Source organism: Clostridium rhizosphaerae, from assembly GCF_016765585.1.
Lineage (GTDB): Bacteria > Bacillota > Clostridia > Clostridiales > Clostridiaceae > Clostridium_AT > Clostridium_AT rhizosphaerae.
Map to the genome: position 1 here is coordinate 37,170 of NZ_JAESWC010000023.1, position 23,938 is coordinate 61,107.

Consider the following 23,938-nt stretch of genomic DNA (forward strand, 5'->3'; position numbering starts at 1 on the left):
TCTAAAATATATAGTCATGTATAATTTTTTCTGAATGATGGCGACATAGAAGTAAAGTTTGTACACGCTGGCTCAATAACTTTTAATGTTATTCATTAGGGCATTCACCCTTTCTGGCCATAATTATAACTAATAGGTAATCCTGTATCATTTCTCTTGTAACATTCATTTCCATAAGATATAAATCTGCCAGTGTTTTCTTTAGTTGTAAAAGCACTTCCCTATCATAAACTTCTTCTGGTACAGGTGTATATTCTACGAGAAATACAGTTCTTGCTACATCATATAATAAATCTCCATGGCAAATGTTCATGAAATCTAATACAATTGTATTTCCATTTGATATCAATATATTACCTGGATGGAAATCACCGTGACATAATGTATCTCCCTCTGGCAGCTTATCCAGCAATTGTAATGCATCTTTCTGTTTATTCAAATCCGCAGAGGATGCTCTTAATATATGAAACTTTAAAAAGCCTTTATAATTGGATACATTATTAATCTTATTTTGGACTATTGTTCTGTGCAGCTTTGCCATATACTCTGCGCATTTCTTTACATCACCAGTTTTCATAACCCAATCTAGTAAAGATTCACCTTCCACCCTATCGTATATAATGCCACTTTTTCCTTCAAAGGAAACTATTTCATGTGCCTTTGGCTTTTCAAAATTCATTTTTCTTATTGCCATTGCATTATTAAACTCTTTTGCTACATCTTCTTCTGGATATCCTTGATGAAAAAGCTTAAGAACTTTACCTTCTTCCCATTCATATACATTTGCTGTATTTCCTACACCAATTAATTTCCCATACTCCATCTGCCTGCCTCCAAATCCTTTACGTTAAATTTGGTTCTACTTTAGTCAATTTTTAATCAGCTATATGATTTTCACTATAGTTACTCAATCGTTACTTTAGAAATGTTATTGTTAAATTTATTTGCTAATGAACTAATTACGATTTCTAACGCTTCTATATTGCAGTTTCCGAAATCAATATGAATACTATATTTGTCTTCTTTCTTCATTAACTCTCCAATATAATGTATACTCTCGCTTTTTGCTTTAGAATTCCAGTCTCTAATTGCCGCTACTAGTGTATCAACCAATAATTCCTTTATATTGTCCCCCTCACGTTTGGGCACAATTATTCCAAGAATTATATCAGGCCCAATATTTCCTAGCATTAAGCATACTAGTGTATTTCTTAATTAATCCGAATGCAATATCTCACCTATATTTTGATTATAACCCATAATTTTACACAGTTCCATATAAAAAAAATCCACCTGTCGAGGTGGACAATAATACTTTATTATATATAAATTTATCCCTATGCCTTGAAGGCATTTTTTTATGATAATTTCTAATAAATCAATTCTCCCGGCTTATAGCCATCAGGCAATTCTTCTTCACTTAAAAATTTGAAATTGTCATCACTCAGTATTGGTAAAAATGCTTCGTATGGAATTCTTGGAAACTCACAGGCATAATTGCTGGCTCCGAACCACTTACCTTCTTTGCTGCTCAAATTTAAATCTCTAGCAAATTTTGTATTGTTTGAACAATCATGAACTACTAAATCCCACTTTTCTTCATCGGCTATTTTCATGAATTTCAAAGTTAATTCTCTGCTCCAAATTGGAGATATATAGCCATGTCTTGAAATATACATGTTTTCCTCATAATAATTATTTATGTTATTCTCATTTAAATGTAATTCTGCACAATTTATAAAATCCAGTTTTGTTTCAAAGATTGCTTGCTTTTTCTTAAAAAACGCCTCAAAAAACTCAGGAGTCATTGGAGTTTCAATACCTACATTATTAATATATTTTTTTGCTATTCCAATATTTTTAATAACTTTGTCTGAACAATTAGAAGCACCCAGGTTGAAACGTATCTCGTTAAGGCCGGCTTCACCTAATGCTTTCAAGGTCTCTTCTGTAGCTAAGATACCATTTGTATAAAGATGTTGATAAACCCCTGCGTCACTAAATTTTTTTATTATAGAATAGTATTTTTCAATTTCCATGAATGGTTCTAAATAAACGTATGCAACGCCAGTTGGTTTCTTGTGAACTGAAAGAAGCATATCAATATCTTTCTCATAAAATTTTGTACCTCCAATATCCCACATACCTTCGCCAATTGGAGGAATATCTTCTAGTTCTCCATAATTGTAACAGAACTTACACTCTATATTACATTTATTCGTTTTCCTAATTGCACCTAAACCGGTACCCATGAGACAAGAAATACATCCTCTTGGGAATTTACTTTCATTTCCTACAAATAAAGTTCTATTCTTTAAAGTATTCAAACCTTTAATTTCTGACATTAACATATCATTTCTATAATCAATGGCTTCCTCAATTTGTGCAAAGGTAGAGTACATAATCTCCTTTTGTTTTGTCATTAATTCCTCTTCCTCTGGCAACATTGAAAAGAATTCAAACCACATCAACGCATCTTTCTTTGAAATTTTCATAAGTATCCTCCTTGTATTTCTCATCCTGCACATATTCTTATTCAAAGGTATATATGAACAAATTTAATTATATAGCAATTTTATAGTTTTGTATGTAGATAAAATTTTCAATTACTTATTCTAAATAACTTGATTTAAAAAAAGTTACCCAATCTTCATATATTTCTTTTTCAGTCTTGCCAAAGGCCTGTGAATAATCTTCGGTTTTTATTAACTTTAAGATCTTTTCCATTCCATATGTTTTATCTAGATATTCAATATAAGTATAAGAAACTGGATACATATTATGATTTCCAAAGGTTATAGGGTTTGTAATTTTAGTATCTTCATATGCTGGAATGTAGTTGAATTTAAAAGAGGGTTTATTTTTATGTGTATTATCAAGCTTAGCTGCCTAATGGCTCGATTTTAAAATTATCATAGTTGCTTTACGTTAATACATGATATTTTTTTGCATTTCCTAATAATATAATTTGGCTCCCATCAACAATTATTGCACTTTGAGGTTCTGTTGTATAAACCATTTTATTCTTTTCACGCATATACTTTTCAATACTATTATTTATTGTATCTACACTTTTATAATGAACTTGAACCGCAAAATCTTTTATAAACCTTAAGCCCTTTTTATAAACAAACTCCGGATAATCTTCATCCGGTGATATAAAGTAGTCAAAACATTGCATCATAGCTCCAGCACTCCACCCCATTTTTATGCCATCATACTTTTCAATATCGTCAATTAAATCAAACTCTTCTAATCTAGTCATAGCTTTGTCAGGGAAGCCGCCTGTAAAAAAGATAATATCACTTGCATTTATTTTTGCTTTAGCATCCTCACTACTGTCTGTAAAATAATTAATCAAAATAATGTCTTTGTCTTCAATTCCATAAATATAAAATGGATTAGCTATTTTCACGTACTCTGACCCATTTGTCTTATTATAAAACTTTTCCCATTCCTCTTTATTTTTCATCCATTCCTCATGGAAGGCAAAAGGAACTACGCAAATTTTATAAGTAGGTTTAATTATATTTTTTAATGTTTCATATGCCCATTCCTCATTAAAATCCAATTTATCTAATAGGATATTCACAGTAATCCCCCCAATAAAGTTATATGTTTTTCTATCAATACTTTCTCAAATATATTCAATTAACTTCAAACTTATTTTATTATTTAATAGAGTTACGAAATTGTAGTTGTAAAACTATTTAATCATTTTTTATGTAAAATAAATTTCTGATTGGGATAGTTAAATTCAATTACAAGCTCATCTTCTTCAAATCCAAATTTTCTATATAGTTGTCTTGGAGCAATTCCTTTTATATCATTTTCTCTAAAGGTTGTAACTGATATGTCTGTGTCATTTGGAAATAATGATAACATTTTTTCTATCATAGCAGATGCAATTCCTTTTCTACGATGATTGGGATGAACTGCCATACAAGAAATGCATTTAGAATTAAAAGAAAAAAGCATAATTCCAACAATATCCCCTTTATGTTTCACACAAAGAGCAGTTTGTCTTTTTATGTTTTTAATTACAGTTTGCCTATAACCCTCCATATCCTCATCTGTCTCTAATCCGGGAAAGTTATCTCGTACAATTTCAACCATTTTAATCCAGGAGTCTATGTCATTCACTTCTGCATAACATAATGAATATTCCTCACTCAGCACATTACACACCTCCTTTAATTTGTCCTATTTAGCTACAGCCTCTTAGTAAACTTATTAAAAAATCTTTGAGCAGCAGCACTTTTTATGAAGATCTTAATACCTTATAGGTACTTTTGACTGTTCAATTGTAATACTGCTAAAACCTTTAAGTTTTAAGTACCTTTTTAAACCTTGCTCAGCTAATTCACTTTCCAGCATTGGTGATAGCATAATAGAATCGATTGTATTTTCTTTACTAATTGACAATACACAAAAAGGTGTGAATACTCCATTTTTAACATCAAATCCAATAGAAATCGGATCGCTCGTATTAGGCGTAAATTCTAGAGGAAGTTTTATTACAAATCGATACTCTTTTTCATTGTTGAATGCTTCATCTTTAAAAAATAATCTGTAGTTTTCTATAAACGTTAAGACTTCTCCTATTACTTCTTGTTCACTTAAGCTAATGTCTTCTGAACTTTTAGCTTTACTTAATTTGTCTTCGAGATCTTGATCTGCTTTTAAAAGTAAATCTTTTAATAGATTGATTTGATCCCTTTCCTTATAAATTACTTTGCCGTAAAAAACATCAATTTCAGGGTTTTTAATGGTTGAGAAACAATCAAGTAACTTACTTATGCTAAGCCCGATATTATACCCTTGATAATTGCCACCTTTTACATAGTAATTCCACATCCCTAATGAGTCTTGCGCCGTTGAACTGCAAAATACATAATACCTCTTTTTTATAGATTGTAATGATTGCTTAGAAGATTTGCCCTCTAGCTTAATATCATCTTGTTCAAAATTATTACTGAGTAAATCCATTACACTTGTTTCCAAATCATTGTGTAAATCACTTTTAATTTCTTCAAAGGCTTTAATTAGCGGCTTTTTGATATGAGTATATTCTGACTTATCATTTAAGAACTGACAATCGGTAAATCTAATAGTTGAATTGTCTAAAATGGCATAAAGCCCGCGTGGAGATGTATAGTGATATATTCGTTGTTTGGCATATAAACTTCTATCTTCTGTGGATGGATTAAAGCATTTAATATGCTTATTTCGATATTCATTCATTCAAAAATCCCCCTAGTATACTTAAACTTAAATAAATACAATCGACCTGAAAACTATCTAGCTAATTTCACATATCATTTCCAACTTCCGATACTGCTACACTTAGACATACCTGACTTAGTGTAGCAGGCTTAGCTTGGCTATTTATTCACCTTCATAATAGTCCAAATTTGTATTTTTTCTATAAAATGTACTTGATTCTCCATTTAGAATAATGCCAACTTTATCAGAATTAGGATAATATGCTATGTCAGGATTGTTAAGTGTGTCGCAATCTAAATATACAAGCATTTCATTATATGAAGAATTAATTATTTTGTGTGCTCCTTTTTCTAATGGCGGGCAGACTATAATATCTCCAGCTGAGATAGTCTTATTTCCACTAGGTGTCTCTAAAATTCCGTTTCCGCTAATGATATAGAAAACTTCTTCATTTTTTAGATGATAGTGGTATGGATAGCTTGCTTTCTGGGGTGGAATTTCATAAATAGCAACATAACATTGGCTATCTTTGCCTCGTTTTGTTACCTCGTACTTATAGTATTCGTAAGGCTCATGCTCACTTTTATGTGTTGGTTCGATTAGGTTTTTATTGGTTATTTGAATTTCACGATTATTCATCTCATTACTCCTTAATATCATATAAATACTTATCAATTCTTTATAATTTATCTATACTTATAACTAAAAGGATTCAAAAAACTCTAAACTACCGCTCTTGTTCTCTAAAATTATATATTGCGTTTCTCATTCAAGACGTTTCTGAAACGTATTCCAGAAGAATATCTTTGGCTGTACTTGAGCCGATGAAGGAATGTGCCTTATTAGGCCAACTGCTTTAACCTATATATAGATTATAAACCATAAATTTACACATATCTATATTAAAAAATCCACCTACAAAGGCGGATGTAAAATTTTGTTATATGATGTTTTAGGTCTTTTGCTATAACTTTAAAATGTACTCTTTACCGGCATATAAATTTTTTCCCCTACTACATTCATAGGGTATATCCTTAATATATGTAAATCCTAATTTTACCATAACCTTGCCGGAAGCAGGATTTTCTTTTGCATGTCTTCCCATTATTTCTTTTATCCCCAATTCTTCTTTTGCAAATTTTATAACTTCCTGCATTGCTTCTGTTGTATACCCAAACCCCCAAGCTTTTTTGCCCAAATTATACCCTATTTCAAATTTTCCATACTCTTCTTCAAGATAAATTAATCCAGTTCCAAGCAACTCTCTTGTTTCCTTCGATAAAATTGCCCATCTGTACCAGTCATCAGAATCTATTTTTCTTAATTCTTTTTTTACCCAGCTAATAGTTTTATTTATATCATTATGACTGCTCCAAAACATATACTTTGCAACATCAGGATCACTTTCCCAACATTCAAACACTTCCTGTGCATCTTCCAGGCAAAATGGTCGCAAAATTAATCTATCTGTTTCTAATATTGGCGTTTTCATATCTATATACCTCTCATTATGTTATATAAAATTTGAAATACAATTCAAGCTAATGCGAACAGTAACATTTTATTTATATGAAGTGCTAATGGAATTATCTATGTCATGTATATTAAAATTACTACATTTCTTTAATTGATTCTCTAAACTCATCAAGATTTTCTACTAATTCTTCATACAATTCCGTTTTTCTTTTAATAATATTTAAAACCTCAGGCTTATATATAAACTTGCTTTCATAAAGCAGTTTCATAGATTGTATATCAACACCTTCAATAATAAGATTATTATCTAAAGTAACCGATAACTTATATAAATCATCTTTAATCTGCTTCTTTAGATCCTTGTTCCATTTACTCACTACCTCAGATAATAACCATATTATCCAAATTCCATCTCTTGATTTTAAGACTTTTTTTACATATGGTACTACCTCATCATCAACTGTAATCAATAAGTCAACTATTTCTTGTGCACCAGGCCAGTTCATATCTTGAATCCATTCCAAAAGTTCTGGAATTATCGATTTAACTCTTGGATATCCAATTTTCTTTAAAACTATTGCTGCATTTCTCCAATAGTTCTTTGATATTGGTTGTAGAAGTAAATGCAATTTTGAGCCTTCAAGATTAATAAGTTGACTTATAGCATAGTCTTGTAAATATTGAGGTGCCTCTGAGTTTAGATTTTGTATATATTCTTCAATTTCAATGTTATCCATTACTCTCTCCTAATATTTTAATCTCTAAATAGCAAAACTTATGATCATTGCATAATCCTTATTGTACTTCTGTATAACTTTATATTCTAGAAATTCACAATATTTCCTTCATAAAAATTAAAGCTAGAAGAATTAATTCCTCTAGCTTTGCTTGATTCAATATTTAAGAATATGTATCATAATATATTTTAATTTATATTATACTATTTTCTTTTTAACATTGTTTTTCATTATACTACCTGAGCTATTTTTCTTTATTTGTTCAAGTATATCAAAAAATGATGCACCTTCCTCATTAGCTCTTCTTTTACGGTTATATTCATATGTATTTTCTACCTCTTTGTGCATTCTGCTTTGATCAGACTTATTAATTGGATTAACTCGCATTTTTATCACTCCCATGTATAAATACGAAACCTACATTCCTTTTTATAGTGTATGGAATGAAAATATACCTTATTACCAGGGCAATAAGGTATATTTAACCTAATTTAATTCATTCCAGAACTTATGGAAAGCTTCATTATCCATCTTGAAAAAGCAATGAGAACTGTTATAAAATATATAACCATTTTTAAATAGTCTTAATTGAACCTCGCTTCCATCCTTTAAAGTTATATATATAAACTTTTGATTTGCGTCTCCTTGGTTATCAAAAAGATTCATTAAGCTCTCTTGTGTATATGGAGTTGTATTTTTTAATTCCTTTATAAAGTTGTTTAATGACTGGAGGTTTTTCAGCTCTGTATATTGTTGTTTGTTGTTATTCCAGCTTTCGAACTTCTCTAGTGTCGCGGAACTTATATTATTTTCTATTTTTAATTTACCAAAAACATCCTCACCTGATTTTATAGTAATTCCATTGAAGCACTCAAAAAACTCTGCATTAACTATTCCTTCTTGATTAGTATAGGTCATTATTCTGAAGCTTTTATCATACCCCTTAACAGAGTAAACCTCAGCTATACCAATTGTTGATGCAAACTCGACAGCATAATCTTTCTGCTTGCTCCATTCATCTATATTTCCTTTTGTAGTTCCAAGCTTTTCACCAAGCAATTTTTTTCCATATTCAGGACTTATTTTTGTACCTGATTGAGTATATATTCTTCCTTCATATACAATAAGCCCTATCATATTCGCCTTTGAACCTTTTTGATTTGGTAATTGAATTTTAGGTATATTGATACCCTCTCCAGAGTTTGAGACTACAGGAGGAGTAGTTGCTTTTTTCTCTACGAGCTTATGCCCAAATATTCCAAGGTTTGTAACTATCACAATAGTAGCTGCTAAAGCAGCTATTCTTTTCATGGAAAACTTATTATTTTGTTTTTGTGATATTTTTTCTGCCAGTCTTTGCTCCATTTCTTTATCTGGAACTAGCTTTTCAATTGCACTCTTAATTTCGTCCCTTTTCATAACTGCTCTCCCTCCAATTCTATTTTTAATGTGTGTCGTCCACGTTTTAAGCGCATTTTTACAGCAGACTCTGATATATTAAGTATTTCTGATATATACTTAACACTATAATCTTCAAAGTAATAAAGATAAATAACATCCTTGTACTTGGAAGATAGCTTTAAAATCTCCTCCATGACATTCATATCATTAGAATTGTCATAGTAGCTCTCAATATCCTCCTGTTTAAACACCCGTTTATGCCATACACTTCTAAGCATATCTTTACATATATTGATAGTTACTCTGATTAGCCAAGCTTTTTCATGTTCTTCATCAACAAATTGCGGGCTCTTGTAAATTAGTTTAAAAAAAGCTTCCTGAATAGCTTCCTCTGCATCCTCTTTATTACCAAGGTAAACCATGCAAACTTTAAATATCATATCACTGTATAAATTGTACTTTTGTGCGAAATCATCAGTTTTATATTTAGACGGCTTCTCCAAAATCAAAACCTCCTTTCATCTATAACACGAATCAAAGTGGCTGATAGTCACATTTAAAATAATAAAAAATAACTTTTTTTATTGAGTAGTGCTAATTATATTAAAGTACTATTTATAGATGTTTTTGAGATTATAATATTTTAAGGGAGACCTTCATTAGGAGGTCTCCCTTAATTTTGAGAGCTAAAGGGCATCAAAATAAAAAAGTCTTACTGCGTTCTTCTAAAATTCTTTAAGAACTTTGCTCTTTCAATTGCCTTTATAGATTTCCACCAGTTTTCACTAATTGTTGACTCTTTGGGATACTTTTCGTTATTTTCAAACCATGACCATGAGATTGGCCAAACATCATTTTCTAGTAGAGTATCACATAAAAAATCTAATTCTACATTAATAATATCTTTATTATCTTGATAAAAAATACTATCTTCAAATTTGATATAATCCGACGGTCTATAACCATAGTAAGGCCACTGCTCTGGGTTTCGCTGGATAGAGTTATTTACTAGTTCTTTTAGTCTTAACTCCAATTTATCATAATCATAACCCTTAATCTGTGCATGTTTCATAGCATTAACCAAGGAAATATATCCAGTTGGCCCCATATCTCCAAGATTATCATCGAATAGTTTTACCAGCATCTTACCAATAAGTTCTAATGCCGCCGAATACATTTTTGAGTCACAATAATTCTCAATGATAAATGAACAAAATCCTAAAATAACACCTGTACTTTCAGTTATATTATACTTTTCATCATAATTATAATAACTAGCATGAGGATAATCTTTGTTTGTAATCGCAGTAAAAGTACAACCTTTCGGAAAGTTTAATTCAGTATCAATGTACCTCTTTATGCCTAAATATATTGGATGCTGCATATCAAAGAATTCAATATCCTTTAAGATATTAATACTAAATAGCGTTGCCATTGGTAATGAGTTTACATTCCAATTATCAGGATCAACCGCATTGCCAAATCCACCATCCTCGTTTTGATAATACATTAAGGCGTTAACCACATCTTCTTTATTTCCGTTCTCAAAATGATAATTCCATATTGCAAGCTCAAGTTCTCTTGCATTTCTATGCATCCAAGATGCTACATGGTTTAAGTTTACTTTCTTCATAAATACCCCCCACAAGTTAATATTTGTCTTTAGCTTGTACCTTATTTACTTCTTTTAGTATACCATATCTTGTAAGTACATTATTACTTAATAAAAAATGTGCTACCTAAACAAATTAGGTAACACATTCTATATTATGGTATTTCCTCGTTTCTAAAATAATCCTCTGTATACTTTTGTATGACAAATAATACTTCTCTGAAAGGGATTTTGTGCACATTCCCTTTAAATAATCTTCATATATACTTGCATTCCTTTTGGAAAGTTCGCTTTTGCTATTGGTTAGTTTCCCCCAAGCAATTTTATTTTCTTCTTTCTTCGGTATATAAATGAATTCACCATCCACATAGTTTTGAATTATCTCTAGTATTTCACTCGGGAAAATATCCCTTGCGTTTGAATAGCTCATTTGATGCTCCTCCTAAATATGGTTTTACTTTAGGATTAGCAAAGGCTATTTTTTACAACTTATTAACTACCTTTATGCAATAGCCCCTGCTATGCACAAAAAATATATCTTCTCATAAAACAATGCTCCCTTCTTAACTACCCTTACACAAATTTTACCAAAACTGCTTCATGATTGCAACAGATGCTTACAGCCAATAGAATATAGTATCATATTGCGCCCTCTAAGGTTTCTATATTATCTACTACCTGTAAAACATGTATCTCCATTCCATCCCGCACCTTTATATTTGATGAATTTTTATTATCATTAACAAAGACTATCCCTTTTTCAATCATACTCTTAATTTTACTCCTTGAAATTTCAAGTATGTCACTTAAAAGCTTATCAACTCTTAAGTCTATTGGATACTTGCAAATAATCTCAATAACAAGTTCATTTTCTTTTATATAGTATGCTTCTAATTTTCTTTGAACTAATCTATAACTTATATCATCTAAAAAAACTTCAGCTTTATTCGTGTTATATATACTTGAATTAAAGGCATATTCTCTGACCAAATCTCTGTCGTTGGAAAGAAATTTATTATACTCATTCTTACTAATATTACAAGGCTTTATTCTTTCATATATAGTCATATTCCAAGTTGATTTACATTTTTCACATTTATAAATTAACCAAATATCAATGCTATTTTTATTTGCATTTATTCTAAATTTTTCACTATTTATATAATTTGTTTTTTCATTGCACTTAGGACAACTTCTTTTTACTATCGGTAAGTTTTGAGGGACTAGTTCCCATTGATGTTTATTTAAATAGCTCATTATGCTCCTCCAAGTCATTTATTTTTGGATTTGCAAAGGCTATTTCACTATATTTTCAACTAATAATGCAATAGCCTCTGCTATGCATTAAAAATATCTATTGTCATAAAAAATTCCTCCAATCTTTTTTCTAAATATATTTTATCAGCTCTACATACTGCATAAAACCTCATTCTTATTTTATAAATAAGAATGAGGTCAGAATACCACCTGTTATTCAAAAGCACACATATAGATAGCATAATAGCTTCGTCTATCATCCATTTGACTGTTATTCATGGACAATGGAAAATTGTAAACTATAAGGTACGCCAGCACCCTATTTTTATTTTCTGTATTTCTTATTTATATTACATCAAAGTTTTCCTAATTGTTTAATCTAGAATACAATCTTATATGTAACCCTTATACCAAGTTGGAACGGGATTCTGCATATTATCATACCACTCAAGAACTTCTTTGGCCTGATTTATCATCGTGTCAATTTCACTTCGCCCAAATGGAATTGCCCAAGGTATAGATGATATGGTATTGCTTGAAATGTATAATGCAAGCAATCGCCAAAAATCCATTGGTACTTTTTCATGAAAATAGCCATTTACCATGCCAGAAGCAAAAAGTGGCGATTTTTGTGCACTCCAAACAATTCGATTAAATTCCTCCCATGGATCACCAAAATCATCTCTATCAAAGTCAATAATTTGCAGTTTGCCATCATAATCAATCATCATATTTCCGACATGGTAATCACCATGCTGATAGCATTGTGGACGACTTTTCAGCAAATAGCGGTTTGTATTTATATAATCAATAAAAGATTGTCCGTTATCATATTTTATCGGGCAATCTTTATACATTTGGATTTTTCGCTCGATTTTACGATTAAATCGTACCTCCCATTCCTCCTGCGTATCAGGCGCTGAAATAGTATGAATATGCTTTAGTATTTGACCCGCCTCAATTCCATAAGCGTACTGTTCTGTATCAGTTAACATCATAAGTACCTCTTCGAAATCTTTTCCTTCAATCCAACTTTGTAAGGAATATACACCTTCGTCACAAGTACCAAATGCAATCGGCTTACACATAGGAACACCGAGAGCCTCCACACACTGCATCATTTCAAATTCAACACTCTTGCGTTCTAGTTGCTCTATTTTTGAAATACGTAGCAAATATTTTTTCCCATCAGATGTTGTAACGCAATATTTTTTATCACCTGACCATCCCTTTGCAATCTGTATCTTGGTCTTAAAATCGTATATAGACAATCCTATTCATCTCCTACAAAAAAACAAATATTATGTTAGATAAATTACTATTTATTAACTTATTTTATTTCAATTGCAGCTCTATAAAAATATATTATTCCATTTATGATGGCGACAATCTATTTGCATTCTATCCCATATACATAGATACCATCTCATATTCAAATATAAACCTATAAAAATATTCATATATTTAAATATAGACCTATAGAAATATATAAATATTTACTGCAAACATGCGGGTTTGCAATAAATTTGCTTTCTATAATATAAAAAAATATGCTCATATCTACATTATTATTAAACAGCCCATTATTTATTTTGTTTTAACATTTTTAGTTTTGTCCAATCTATTAGTCAATTGCAATAAGATTTCAACAACTGTCACATACTCCTGACACCGAGAAGCTTAGTGCAACTGAACTTAACTTAGCAGATTAAATATCAATTCATAGTGCTCTTATAATTTATAACTATTATTTTTCATATATTTTTGTGTCCATGTACAATTAGCTAAACACTTTAAACAACCGATACAGTTGTATACATCCAGAATTAAATCCCTATGAACATTTCTATTCCAAGTGCAGCCATGAATTACTCCTGCTGGACAAATATCCTTACAAACTGTACATTCTCCGCAGCTAGACGTTAGAATCGGTTTATTTTCAGTAGGCAATTGCGCATTTGTCAATACTGTACACATACAAAATGCACTTCCATATTCCTCGGTAACTAACAAGTTGTCTTTTCCAATCCAACCTAACCCTGATAAAAGGGCAATAGCTTTATGTGGAAGTGGAGTTGTTTTCGTTGCTTCATCATATAATCCGTTTGTCAATAGACTCCTTGTCAGAAAACTGACTAAATATAAAATTCCTATCACTTGTTTCTATATTTTTTAAAAATAATCTCTCAGTTTCTAAATCAGTAAAAAACATAAAACCCCTCCCTTAAACATAAGCTTAATATCTATGAAGCAAATTTTATTCTAGTCCAACATCTTGTTATTCAAGTAACCTAAACTTCTAAATGTGTAAACTATACTTTCATAGACTTGAAATTGCAGATAACGCTTTGTGCTGTCGACATTCCTGAACCTTGGCGCGACACGCTTGGTGAAGAAATGTGCCTTGGCGTCAATTCAATCAACAACCTATATATTCATTATAAACCATAAACTTACACTGTACTATATAAAAAAGTCCACCAGCAAAGGCGGACGACAGCATTTGGTTATATGTAGTTTTAACCGTTCTCCTTTGAATAAAGTCTTTTTCAATTGACCTTAAATTATTTTTACAATATAAGAATAAGATATTTATGTTCATTATCACAACATATCACTTGTGCATTTTTATACTTCCATGACCTTATTAATCGGCAAGCTTATTCTATCTAGGAATTTTATGAATAACAATGTGGTATTGAAAGATTTCTGTTTATTAGAAACAATTATGAAATAATAAATTCTGGTTATACCGCCTGCATCTTGAAAACTACTTTATATAGCCCAAATGATAAGAAATCCATATTTGAGTTAGCTAATCAATTTTATTTTTATAAGATAATTGATGAATTTTCTAAAGCAAATATTCCAGACGCTGGTGTAAACAAGTGAAAATGAGAAAAAAATACTATAAAACCAAGAGAAATATTAGAAACGGCAGCTATGGCAATAGGAAGAGTACTTAATGGACTTAAGACCAAGCCAATGGCAGGTAAAAATACAGGTGCTGCTAGTATTTAGAATACTGATTGATGCGCGCATATTTCTGCATAAGCAATGAAGGTATATCTTCATAATATACCTCCAGTAACCGCATTCATCACGGAACAATTTCAAAAACAGTACCTTGGTTAAAATCATTCACATTCATAGAGCCATAAGCCCCTAAATATAGTCTGGTTTGATCCAGGTTCGTTCCCAAACTAGTATAATAAGCTGATTGAGACCCGAAATTATAATCGGTTTCAATAACACTAAAATCACTTAGTTTACAATCTGGTCTTACCCTGGTATAAGCTAAAGCCCCTCTAATGGGAGGCTCTGATCCTTCATCCCGGGCAAAATCGGTAAACACAACGCTTCCCTTTAAATCGGGAATCCCATTCCCCATATATGCCTGGACTCCCGTAAGTGCAGTTCCTCCAAACTTATCCGGTCTAGGATCTTGATGAAAATAACAAGTTAGAGGCTGAAGACGCTTCACTGAAGTTTTTACTGCATCCTTGTAGTAAGCAATTGTTTTCTCATCCAAAGCTGGATTTGCAGAGCAGCCCCTTATAATGGAGGCAGGAAAAACACCTTCCCACCCTCGCCAGCCAAAGTTAACAAATCCTTCTTGGTCAGGTTCAGATTCCATTAAAGAAGCTTGAATAAGCTGGGGAACCGGTATTGGTTTATAATGAACGAATGAAAAAATTGACTCTACCAGATCCTGTCCTACAATTCCTACATATTTGATATACTGGTTATAAAACCTTTGAAATGAGATGCCAGGTATATTGCGGACCCCTTTGGCTATTACCGTAAGAGTTTCCTGAATAGGTGCGGGAAGTTCATTAAAACGTGTAACTACCGGTGGATTATTGACAAATGTATTCTTAGCTACATCAATTTCAATTATTTTACCGGCGATTTCCATATCATTCTGGGCTGCATTAAATGGATCATAGCCAGATCCGCCATCTCCCGTTGTTAAAACAAGTTTTCCTGTTTCAGGTGAAAAGTTTAAGCTATTGATACCATTATGATTAAAAAATGGTCTTCTTAAATTAAGTAATGTCCGACGTTTTTGAGGTTGACCATTAGACTTAAAAATCCATTCTTCAACTGTATCAATATGATCATAATTAACTTCTCTCTTTATCCACCTTTGGTTTAATGTACTAGGGTCACAGGGGTTAGGCTTAAAAAATTCAGGAAGTTGTCTTGAAACTTCTGAACTGGGAAGAGCACCTGGACCTTGTGTTCCAGCTACTGAATAATGAAGATAAAACAGACCGTTATAATTAAATTGGGGATGAAACGCCAGCCCTATGAGTCCCCGTTCATCATATTTACCACCTGAAAAACCTAGTTTTAAGACTCGCGGGCGAATATCTAAAAAAGTCCTTATAACTCCGTCTCCAATGTAAAAGATCTCTCCTACCTGGGTTGCAATAAATAATCTTTCCATTGAGTCACCGGTCAGTATAGCTGTTTTCATAACAGTAGGTAAATTTATCTTACTAACAATGGGCCGTAAACTAACTTTAACTTTTATCAAGAACTTTACACTCCTTCATATTCCTTTCTTTTATAAGAATATGATTAGAGCTGTTCCATTAGTACCAAATTGGGGCTAGGAATCTGATGAGATATTACACTATTTTCCCCACCAGTATCGGAGTAATCTAGCGCGATCATTGGGGACGTGCCTGCTTTTGCACATTAGATTGATAAATATTAACATCTGGAATAGAATTCAGTAGATGTGATAAACATGAGTAAACCGCCGAGAACAATAAGTCGAATCAGTCATAACCCCTCAGCTAAGGGGTACCAGCTTCAAGCGGCATTGTTTTTATCTCCTCAAGGCATGTATAATCTACACACGTTGAGACGGTAGTACTGCTAGAGAAAAAATAAGAATAACGGGCTTTGAAAACGGCTCATCTACAGCATTTTCAAGAGCCTCATTTATTTTAAAGCAAAATAAAGAGCCGTTTTCAAGGTGAGTTATAAATAATTCATCGATTTGTTTATGATTAATAATTATTTTAGAAATATTTGAGCAGTCACTCTGTTAAAATAAAATTTCAGATAACGTCTCGCACTCAAGACGTTCCTTAGCCTAGCCATACTTGGCTTGGTTAAGGAATGTACTTTGTCTACTCCACAAGCCAAAGCGAACTTGAGTATTTTGTTAGCTGAAGTTGTCAGTCAAATGGCTATCTTTCAATCAATTTCTGCTATAACATCATTTATTGCTTTAACAGCATATTCAGAATTAGTACGATAAATTGAACGTTTTGAACCTATTACTTCTATAAATTGTCCCCTTGTGACATTAATTTATCTAATAATCTTACACTACTTCCACATAGGTATGCTCTGCAAAATAAGCAGTCTCTACAAAAAGTCTCAACAAAATCATTTCTTTCATATAAATATTTATAGTTTAGTTGTTAACGTTTTCTTTTCTGCTTTAAGCATTAATAAGGCTTTACTTGCACGGTCTTTTCTTGTTTTCTCTTGTTTTGCTCCACCAACCCATTCGTCGTACCCCTTTTTATAGGATGGAGCAAGACTTTCGTAAAATAGGCGAGCTTTTTCCGATGTTGCCATTACCTCTGCAAGCTCAATAGGCGTTCCCATTATTGGGTTTTGATTTTTAATCATATTAATCTCCTCTTTTTACATTCAAGACCTTATCAATAATTGAGTCTTGAAATTCTTCATTAAGCATGTCCATTAAAACTTCATCATACTCATTATTACCATATATAATTGATTTTCTTCTCCTTCCAATCTCCTTAAAGCCACATTTTTTTAATACTTTTATTGCTGGTTCATTGAAAGAATAAGTTTCAATCATTATATTCCTTAAATTGAGAATATTAAAACCAAAGTCTAGTAATAGCTTTGTAGCTTCTGTTCCAATACCATTGTTTCTATTATTTTTCTCACCAATAAACATACCCATAATAGCATTCCTATTTATAAAGTTTACCCTCATTAATCTTCCAATTCCCACCACTTCATTATCCTCTTCCCTTATAATATAAAATGCATAACCACTACTATTATTCATATTTTCAAGATATCCCCTTTGGATCTCGTTTGTAATCATATCGGAAATATCCCCTGTTCTAATAGCAACTTCCATGTCATTACTCCACTTAGCAACTTTTTCTGATTGACTACTATTTAGTGGAGATAAATAACACTTCTGCCCAACAAGCTTTCTTAAATAATTCATTTACATCACTCCTCATAGTTTAGTTTAGTTTATAATGTAAAAATATAATTTCTACTAACTGTTCAAGTTGCTAATGTTTTAATTTGTTTTCATTACAATAGCATAACATTCATTTTCCTCATGTAATATTTATAAGATATATTAAAATATCTTACTATTAATAATAAGTGGTTTCATTGCATCAATAATTATTAAAACCATTCCCAACTTTTCAATTGTACCTTGGTAATCATACACAATTTTATATGTCAGGCCAAACTTCCTTTTCATATTTCATCTCCTATTTTTGTGATATTTTCTCTTGATTATGTAAAATATGCTTATCGTGTAAATAATTATTCAAATTTGTTCAATATCAATGCAAATATAAAATAAATTAATCATCATCATAAAGCTCTTGTCAGCAAATTATAGAATATCATTACTTCTTTTCATTTTTTTATAATAAAACTATAATAAAAAAATGTGATGCGTAAACCATATTATCTGGATTTGAAATACCATATAACGTTTCGCACTCAAGACGTTTCTGAGCCTAGCCAGACTTGGCTTGGTGAAGAAATGTGCCTTGGCGAGCCAAATATTTAGCCTATATATTGATTATAAACCATAAATTTACACAGTACTATATAAAAAAGTCCACCAGCTAAGTCGGACGGCAGCATTTTGTTTTATGTAGTTTTAACCAATACACTTTGATAAAGCCTATTTTAACTAACTTTAAATTAGTTATGCAGTATAAGAATATTGTTCATCAATTATTATATCAGTATCAAAAGCTACTATCTTTTCTTCAATATAAGAATTTAATTAGTTGATTAATTAATATAAAAAGAGTGAGTCTCATGATACTTATGAAATCCACTCTCTAAAAACTAATTATTTTTAATATCCACCTTGATTAGGTCTTCTACGTCTTCTTCTTCTGCGTCTTCTTCTATGAAGATCTCTTAAAAAAAGTATTCTAATTAAATCTCTTATAGCACGTCTTCCACGGGGACGCTGCCTTGAATCTTCTTCATTTTCATCTTGCTCATCATACTCATCAATATTTATATCCATCTTTAGCCTATCATATATGTTGTCGGTAATTTTTCCTACTTCATCTCCAGTAGGAGAATACATTGCACCATACCTCATTTCCATTTGGTCACCGTAATACATTACCAAAGGCATTACCCTATGATATAACCCTGGATATAGCATCGCTAAATCTTGTTCATCTTCCTCTTCTATCATTGGATCATACATGTTTCCAATTGATCCTTGATACCACATCATACCAGGTGGCATTTGTCTGTAAGCCATATTTCCTTCTCTTTTAATTAAAATTGTTGCTACAGTTTATCTTATGCCATTTTTTATAATTGGTGATTAAAAAGCAAATTTTAGATGTGCGTGTCCAGGAGCTGAACTAATTTGAACTATCGCTCTATTTCTCAAAAATTTCATATAACGTCTCGAATTTCCGACGCCGAGGCACTTATCCAGACTTGGTTAGTGTGGCAGTCGTAGTGTGGCTATCTTTTCAAGCCAAGCTGAATGGAAATTTTTTGCTATATGGTCTTTTAAATCTTATGCTATATATGTGCAGGAATATTTCCACAATCTAAGTTCCTTTCCTATTAATTCACATAATAAGAATGATGTGACAGACCATCAAATCTAAAATTATATTGCATCAACTCTACAAATTGAAATTTATATAAGTAATTCAAATTTAAATTATCACTATAATAGTTACTCAAGATTTTGTTGAATAAATTTAATGTAATCTTTTTTCACAACTTCATCAGAATTATTCTTAAACCATTCATAAGACTCTTTTAATCCGTCAAATAAATCCTTTTGTTCTGGTAATAACTCATTCTGTCTTGAAACATCTAAGGTATATTCATAATCATAGAAACTGAAGTATTCCCTTTGGTTATCATGGTTATTTACATATACTTTTTCTAATGGAACCCCTACCACTTTATAACACAATTCAGCGAATGTATTTATATCTATTACTTCTGTATTACCTACATTAAATATATGATCCTTAGGATGTATTTCTAAAATTTTTCCAAGAACTTTACACAAATCATCTACATAAAAAAATTGCAATTTCATTTTTCCATCTTTAGGAATATAAAATTTTCTATTTTCTAAAGCACACTCAAATACAAATGGCTCTCTATATACATTTTGCATTGGTCCATATAAGTAAGGTGGTCTTAAAATATATGCATTAGGAACTCTTGAAAGCAAGTATTTTTCAGCTTCAACCTTATCAGTTCCATATTTACCCCATATCGTATTCAAACCAATTCTTTGATTTTCAGAAAATGGTTGTAAGTTTGTTTCTGGATAAACAGCAGATGAACTAATAAATATGTAATCTTCAAATTCTCCAACAGCATCTAATAGATTTTTAATATCTTTTTGATTATATCCACATACATCAATTATGGCATCAAAAGAATACTGTTTCAGACAATCTTCTAAATTATTTCTATCTGCACAAATTAAATTAACATTCTCTATTTGTTGTTTAGTACCTCTATTTAAAACATAAACCTCATAATTTTTTGACTGGAAGTATTTTGCTACATTTTTACTAACAAATACAGTTCCACCTGTAACTAATATACGTTTCATAAAATCCCCCTTCAAATTACTATTTTTCAAGTTGTTTTATATCTTTCATATATCACGATATTTACTATTGTAAGTCTATATTCTGTAAATTTAATAAAAACTTCATGCGTAAATATAAACTTTATTAGATTTAAAATGTCATATAACGTCTCTTGTTGCTGACATTTTAAATTCTTGGATGGCTCTTGTCTTAGATTTTAAAATGTGCCTTGGCACTAACCGCATCTAACCTTTATATTGATTATAAATCATAAATTTACACATTGCTATAAAAGAAAAGTCCACCAGCGAAGGCGGACAGCAACATTTTGTTTAGATGTAGTTTAATCCCCTACACCTTAAATAAGAAATTATTTAATTATCTTTTAAGCTATTTCGCAATAAACGAATAAAACGTATTAAAAGCTATAAGTTCTTAATGCCTTATAGCTTTTTATATTAACTTCACAGCTATTAACTCCACTTATTTAAACATTTCTTCAAAATCCATTTCGACTTCATATATATTTTTATACCTTTTTTCGTTTCCCATAAGCTTTTTAAGGAATACAAACTCTTTACTGCTTAATTTGAGCTCTTCATACCATGGCCTGCTTTTCTTGGTTTTATCCGTAAAAGATGTATAATAAAGATGCAATAAAAAATTTCCAAGGCATAAAAAATCTCTTTCTGGCTTAAAATTTTTATTGTCTATCCACCTGGCCAATCCAAAGTCCACTAAATAGATACGATTATCATTAAATAATACATTTGGTAACCTAATATCTCTGTGAACTACCCCTTCTCCATGCAAGTATTTTAAAATATCAATCAGCTGTTTGCCGATATTGTATATTTCATTTCTAGTAAACACATGTCCCTGGCTAAAGATCATAGTTTCCAAGTTCATACCTTGCTTATATTCCAAAATAAACCCTATTAATGACTCATCATCTATCTTCCTTATAAATCTTGGTATTGCCTCATGCCTCAGTGTCTTTAGAATATCTTCCTCAAACTTCGCCTTATTAGGATTTTTCTGATACTTTTTTTTCTTAAGCAGTTTAAGTGCAAAAAGGGTTTTTTCATCCGTTACTAGGTAGCATGTTCCAAATTTACCTTCTCCTAATATTTTTAATATCCTTAATTTTTCAAAATACTGTTCTCTTGAATGTTTGATATCTGTATCCAAGAGCTTTTGAACAATAGCTTTACTGAAATGTCTCCCTTTGCAGTTCTTATGGTGGTGAGTTGAAAATCTAGACGAAGAACTTGATCTGGAGCTATGTGGACGTTTATAATAACTGCCTCCTCGTCTATTAGAGCAATATCTCTTTGTGTCAGAATATGAACTCATATTAATCTCCATGTCTAGTATAAGTAATCATACTTTCATTATATCTAAATAAAAGGTGAAAGGTGCCAAATTCGTGAACTCATAAGGCTTTCTAAAAGTCTAAGCGAGAAAATCTAAAAAGTGTCTATATAATTACTTTCTATCAATAAAGTTGCGAATAACGTTTCGCATTTCCGATGTTTCACATCCTTAGATAGCTCTACCTTTGGCTGTGGAATATGCTAAGCGAACGGGAGTATCTTGCTAGATGTAATTTTATCTACTACGCTTTAAGCTAAGTCTATTCCGGTCCATTTTAAATTTGCTTCGTGTAATGATAATTATGACTAAAGATTATCCCAATAATTTGTATTACAAATTTGAGACTACTTTTAACCTAATGGGTATAAATGTTTCCATTTGCGCCCATCCTTGTACTTTTATAATCTCTGATGGTGTAATTATATGTCCCATAGCATAATGATTTTGGCGAATATCTAGTTCAAAAATATCTGAATTATTAATATACTCCAAAGCTTGGCTATATAATTTACCATTTGTTTCTTCATCTCCATCTTTGTAAACATAAGTTATATAGTACCCGCCTTCGAAATCAACTACTTCGTTGCCACCATTATCCATATCCTCACTCAACGCCCACCACCACACCATACCTTGTTTCTCTTCATCAAAAAACAAGAAATCTCTGGCCATAAAACTATCTCTTTCTGATGGCTTAATTGCGGAAAAATACTTATCAAACTTTCCTAAAATACCATTAGAAGAAAAGTTAAATTCTTTATCTACACCAGATGATGCTGCTTTAAACGGCGGCAATAATATTATCCTAAATTCCATAAAAATACCTCCTGTTATTATCTAAATCAGAGATTTATCTTCGTGATATAGAAATAATCTATACTTCAAATTTTTTGATATGAGCAGCTTTAGCCACCACACTTTAACTTAAGTCTATTAAAGATGCTTTACCTTCCCAACACTATTAGAACATTGTTGATCAAAATTGTTTTTCTCCAAAAGCGTATATTACCGGCATATTAAAGCAAAGCTCTTTTCCTCTACCGAACTTTTCAAGTCCTTTCCATATGTCCTTTTTAAATTCTGTAAAGACATCACAGCCCATATCTTCTATTTGATCAAATATCCCTCTAACCGCATTTGTCCACATTTCCTGCCACCACTCTTTTTCGTCCTTATATATAACTTCTGAATCTTCGTAATACACTTTAATGTTTATAAAGCCAAAGTTATTTAATATTTTTCTAATATCATCTACAGTATCAAACTTTGATATATCCGTTTTTTTATTGTTTTTATTTTCTTTAACATGCGGAAGAAATTTATTAACTATCTCAGTCAGCCACTTTTGGTCTTCTTGTATGCCCCATATACTGAATCCTACTTGACCTCCCTTTTTCAGTAATCTCAAAATTTCATTCAATTGCCCTTCACTTTGCATTAGGTATCCAAATCCAAACCCGCAGATTATATTATCAAAAGATTCTTCCTGAAAGTCTAAATATTTAGCATTCATATTTTTCACTTCTGCATTACTTATATTTCTATGTAAAATATCATTATAGGTTTCATTTACCATAACTTCCGAATTGTCAATACCTATAACATAACCATCTTTACCTACTTTATCTAATGCAGGGAATAGTGAAGCACCTCTACCCATTCCTATATCTAATACTCTTGCTCCTCTACTTATGTATGAAAGTTCAACCAACCTAGTTCCGAAATCTTCCCAATACCTTGGTCCGACTTTGCCAAAGTTGAGAGCTACTTTGTCCCAAATGTTATCACTTTTACTACCTATATTCATTTATATACCACCTTATCTATTCTCTAACAAATTACTATTGGTTATAATGCTTATCAGTCCCTTCAAACCATATCTGAATATAAAAAACTTATACAATTACTTTTTATCAATAAAGTTGTGCATAAGGTTTTGAATTTCCGGCCCCGAGACACTTAGCAAGACTTGGCTTAGTGTAGCAGGTGTG

General features: G+C 31.3%; 27 protein-coding genes. All 27 read right to left on the reverse strand.

The window, feature by feature from the left end; all coding sequences use genetic code 11:
- Positions 1–88: 88 nt before the first annotated feature.
- A complete protein-coding gene (locus JK636_RS22480) occupies positions 89–823 on the reverse strand; it encodes an aminoglycoside phosphotransferase family protein (protein WP_202751256.1) in 735 nt (244 codons plus the stop codon).
- An 80-nt stretch (positions 824–903) separates the two neighbouring features.
- Positions 904–1,149, reverse strand: coding sequence for a hypothetical protein (locus tag JK636_RS22485; protein WP_202751257.1), 246 nt, complete (start codon positions 1,147–1,149; stop codon positions 904–906).
- 221 nt (positions 1,150–1,370) lie between these two features.
- Positions 1,371–2,495: a radical SAM protein gene (locus JK636_RS22490; protein ID WP_202751258.1), complete on the reverse strand. Its 1,125-nt coding sequence runs from the start codon at positions 2,493–2,495 to the stop codon at positions 1,371–1,373.
- Positions 2,496–2,610: 115 nt separating this feature from the next.
- Positions 2,611–2,778, reverse strand: coding sequence for a hypothetical protein (locus tag JK636_RS22495; RefSeq protein ID WP_202751259.1), 168 nt, complete (start codon positions 2,776–2,778; stop codon positions 2,611–2,613).
- Between the two features lie 145 nt (positions 2,779–2,923).
- Complete coding sequence (locus JK636_RS22500; protein ID WP_202751260.1) at positions 2,924–3,592, reverse strand: Type 1 glutamine amidotransferase-like domain-containing protein; 669 nt, start codon at positions 3,590–3,592, stop codon at positions 2,924–2,926.
- Between the two features lie 122 nt (positions 3,593–3,714).
- Positions 3,715–4,179 (reverse strand): GNAT family N-acetyltransferase, encoded by a 465-nt coding sequence (locus JK636_RS22505; RefSeq protein ID WP_338025815.1) that lies wholly within the window; start codon positions 4,177–4,179, stop codon positions 3,715–3,717.
- 93 nt (positions 4,180–4,272) lie between these two features.
- Positions 4,273–5,244, reverse strand: coding sequence for a DUF2971 domain-containing protein (locus JK636_RS22510; RefSeq protein WP_202751261.1), 972 nt, complete (start codon positions 5,242–5,244; stop codon positions 4,273–4,275).
- Between the two features lie 144 nt (positions 5,245–5,388).
- Positions 5,389–5,865, reverse strand: a complete 477-nt coding sequence (locus tag JK636_RS22515) for a cupin domain-containing protein (protein ID WP_202751262.1) — start codon at positions 5,863–5,865, stop codon at positions 5,389–5,391.
- A gap of 325 nt (positions 5,866–6,190) precedes the next feature.
- Positions 6,191–6,718: a GNAT family N-acetyltransferase gene (locus JK636_RS22520; RefSeq protein WP_202751263.1), complete on the reverse strand. Its 528-nt coding sequence runs from the start codon at positions 6,716–6,718 to the stop codon at positions 6,191–6,193.
- A 121-nt stretch (positions 6,719–6,839) separates the two neighbouring features.
- Positions 6,840–7,439 carry a DUF5071 domain-containing protein gene (locus tag JK636_RS22525; RefSeq protein WP_202751264.1) on the reverse strand — a complete coding sequence of 200 codons (600 nt, stop codon included), beginning with the start codon at positions 7,437–7,439 and terminating at the stop codon, positions 6,840–6,842.
- A 198-nt stretch (positions 7,440–7,637) separates the two neighbouring features.
- Positions 7,638–7,826, reverse strand: a complete 189-nt coding sequence (locus JK636_RS22530; RefSeq protein WP_202751265.1) for a hypothetical protein — start codon at positions 7,824–7,826, stop codon at positions 7,638–7,640.
- Positions 7,827–7,925: 99 nt separating this feature from the next.
- Entirely contained in the window at positions 7,926–8,858 is a 933-nt protein-coding gene (locus tag JK636_RS23740) for a hypothetical protein (RefSeq protein ID WP_243428292.1), read from the reverse strand.
- Complete coding sequence (locus tag JK636_RS22540) at positions 8,855–9,343, reverse strand: RNA polymerase sigma factor (protein WP_243428293.1); 489 nt, start codon at positions 9,341–9,343, stop codon at positions 8,855–8,857. Before JK636_RS22540 ends, JK636_RS23740 begins: the two co-directional genes overlap by 4 nt.
- Before the next feature lie 209 nt (positions 9,344–9,552).
- On the reverse strand, positions 9,553–10,473 hold the full coding sequence (locus JK636_RS22545) for a hypothetical protein (protein WP_202751266.1): 921 nt from the start codon (positions 10,471–10,473) through the stop codon (positions 9,553–9,555).
- Between the two features lie 115 nt (positions 10,474–10,588).
- Positions 10,589–10,882 (reverse strand): CD3324 family protein, encoded by a 294-nt coding sequence (locus JK636_RS22550; protein ID WP_202751267.1) that lies wholly within the window; start codon positions 10,880–10,882, stop codon positions 10,589–10,591.
- Positions 10,883–11,091: 209 nt separating this feature from the next.
- Entirely contained in the window at positions 11,092–11,709 is a 618-nt protein-coding gene (locus tag JK636_RS22555; protein ID WP_202751268.1) for a DUF1062 domain-containing protein, read from the reverse strand.
- A 392-nt stretch (positions 11,710–12,101) separates the two neighbouring features.
- Positions 12,102–12,980: an aminoglycoside phosphotransferase family protein gene (locus JK636_RS22560; protein ID WP_202751269.1), complete on the reverse strand. Its 879-nt coding sequence runs from the start codon at positions 12,978–12,980 to the stop codon at positions 12,102–12,104.
- Positions 12,981–13,440: 460 nt separating this feature from the next.
- Positions 13,441–13,821, reverse strand: a complete 381-nt coding sequence (locus tag JK636_RS22565; protein ID WP_202751270.1) for an epoxyqueuosine reductase — start codon at positions 13,819–13,821, stop codon at positions 13,441–13,443.
- 988 nt (positions 13,822–14,809) lie between these two features.
- Positions 14,810–16,252, reverse strand: coding sequence for a PQQ-dependent sugar dehydrogenase (locus JK636_RS22570; RefSeq protein ID WP_202751271.1), 1,443 nt, complete (start codon positions 16,250–16,252; stop codon positions 14,810–14,812).
- A gap of 887 nt (positions 16,253–17,139) precedes the next feature.
- Entirely contained in the window at positions 17,140–17,367 is a 228-nt protein-coding gene (locus JK636_RS22575) for a YdeI/OmpD-associated family protein (protein WP_202751272.1), read from the reverse strand.
- Between the two features lies 1 nt (position 17,368).
- On the reverse strand, positions 17,369–17,947 hold the full coding sequence (locus JK636_RS22580; RefSeq protein ID WP_202751273.1) for a GNAT family N-acetyltransferase: 579 nt from the start codon (positions 17,945–17,947) through the stop codon (positions 17,369–17,371).
- A gap of 141 nt (positions 17,948–18,088) precedes the next feature.
- Positions 18,089–18,217, reverse strand: coding sequence for a hypothetical protein (locus tag JK636_RS23965; protein WP_274601636.1), 129 nt, complete (start codon positions 18,215–18,217; stop codon positions 18,089–18,091).
- 615 nt (positions 18,218–18,832) lie between these two features.
- A complete protein-coding gene (locus tag JK636_RS22585; protein ID WP_202751274.1) occupies positions 18,833–19,255 on the reverse strand; it encodes a hypothetical protein in 423 nt (140 codons plus the stop codon).
- A gap of 432 nt (positions 19,256–19,687) precedes the next feature.
- On the reverse strand, positions 19,688–20,590 hold the full coding sequence (locus JK636_RS22590; RefSeq protein WP_202751275.1) for an NAD-dependent epimerase/dehydratase family protein: 903 nt from the start codon (positions 20,588–20,590) through the stop codon (positions 19,688–19,690).
- A 463-nt stretch (positions 20,591–21,053) separates the two neighbouring features.
- Positions 21,054–21,926: a protein kinase family protein gene (locus JK636_RS22595; protein WP_202751276.1), complete on the reverse strand. Its 873-nt coding sequence runs from the start codon at positions 21,924–21,926 to the stop codon at positions 21,054–21,056.
- A gap of 351 nt (positions 21,927–22,277) precedes the next feature.
- A complete protein-coding gene (locus JK636_RS22600) occupies positions 22,278–22,763 on the reverse strand; it encodes a hypothetical protein (RefSeq protein WP_202751277.1) in 486 nt (161 codons plus the stop codon).
- A 160-nt stretch (positions 22,764–22,923) separates the two neighbouring features.
- Entirely contained in the window at positions 22,924–23,754 is an 831-nt protein-coding gene (locus JK636_RS22605; protein ID WP_202751278.1) for a class I SAM-dependent methyltransferase, read from the reverse strand.
- Positions 23,755–23,938 lie beyond the last annotated feature (184 nt).

Bases quoted from the DNA above. Each gene is read 5' to 3' on its own strand.
- JK636_RS22480 (WP_202751256.1), bottom strand. From the start codon at position 823: ATGGAGTATGGGAAATTAATTGGTGTAGGAAATACAGCAAATGTATAT.
- JK636_RS22490 (WP_202751258.1), bottom strand. From the start codon at position 2,495: ATGAAAATTTCAAAGAAAGATGCGTTGATGTGGTTTGAATTCTTTTCA.
- JK636_RS22495 (WP_202751259.1), bottom strand. From the start codon at position 2,778: ATGTATCCAGTTTCTTATACTTATATTGAATATCTAGATAAAACATAT.
- JK636_RS22510 (WP_202751261.1), bottom strand. From the start codon at position 5,244: ATGAATGAATATCGAAATAAGCATATTAAATGCTTTAATCCATCCACA.
- JK636_RS22515 (WP_202751262.1), bottom strand. From the start codon at position 5,865: ATGAATAATCGTGAAATTCAAATAACCAATAAAAACCTAATCGAACCA.
- JK636_RS22520 (WP_202751263.1), bottom strand. From the start codon at position 6,718: ATGAAAACGCCAATATTAGAAACAGATAGATTAATTTTGCGACCATTT.
- JK636_RS22525 (WP_202751264.1), bottom strand. From the start codon at position 7,439: ATGGATAACATTGAAATTGAAGAATATATACAAAATCTAAACTCAGAG.
- JK636_RS22530 (WP_202751265.1), bottom strand. From the start codon at position 7,826: ATGCGAGTTAATCCAATTAATAAGTCTGATCAAAGCAGAATGCACAAA.
- JK636_RS23740 (WP_243428292.1), bottom strand. From the start codon at position 8,858: ATGAAAAGGGACGAAATTAAGAGTGCAATTGAAAAGCTAGTTCCAGAT.
- JK636_RS22545 (WP_202751266.1), bottom strand. From the start codon at position 10,473: ATGAAGAAAGTAAACTTAAACCATGTAGCATCTTGGATGCATAGAAAT.
- JK636_RS22550 (WP_202751267.1), bottom strand. From the start codon at position 10,882: ATGAGCTATTCAAACGCAAGGGATATTTTCCCGAGTGAAATACTAGAG.
- JK636_RS22555 (WP_202751268.1), bottom strand. From the start codon at position 11,709: ATGAGCTATTTAAATAAACATCAATGGGAACTAGTCCCTCAAAACTTA.
- JK636_RS22575 (WP_202751272.1), bottom strand. From the start codon at position 17,367: ATGATTAAAAATCAAAACCCAATAATGGGAACGCCTATTGAGCTTGCA.
- JK636_RS22580 (WP_202751273.1), bottom strand. From the start codon at position 17,947: ATGAATTATTTAAGAAAGCTTGTTGGGCAGAAGTGTTATTTATCTCCA.
- JK636_RS23965 (WP_274601636.1), bottom strand. From the start codon at position 18,217: ATGAAAAGGAAGTTTGGCCTGACATATAAAATTGTGTATGATTACCAA.
- JK636_RS22585 (WP_202751274.1), bottom strand. From the start codon at position 19,255: ATGGCTTACAGACAAATGCCACCTGGTATGATGTGGTATCAAGGATCA.
- JK636_RS22590 (WP_202751275.1), bottom strand. From the start codon at position 20,590: ATGAAACGTATATTAGTTACAGGTGGAACTGTATTTGTTAGTAAAAAT.
- JK636_RS22595 (WP_202751276.1), bottom strand. From the start codon at position 21,926: ATGAGTTCATATTCTGACACAAAGAGATATTGCTCTAATAGACGAGGA.
- JK636_RS22600 (WP_202751277.1), bottom strand. From the start codon at position 22,763: ATGGAATTTAGGATAATATTATTGCCGCCGTTTAAAGCAGCATCATCT.
- JK636_RS22605 (WP_202751278.1), bottom strand. From the start codon at position 23,754: ATGAATATAGGTAGTAAAAGTGATAACATTTGGGACAAAGTAGCTCTC.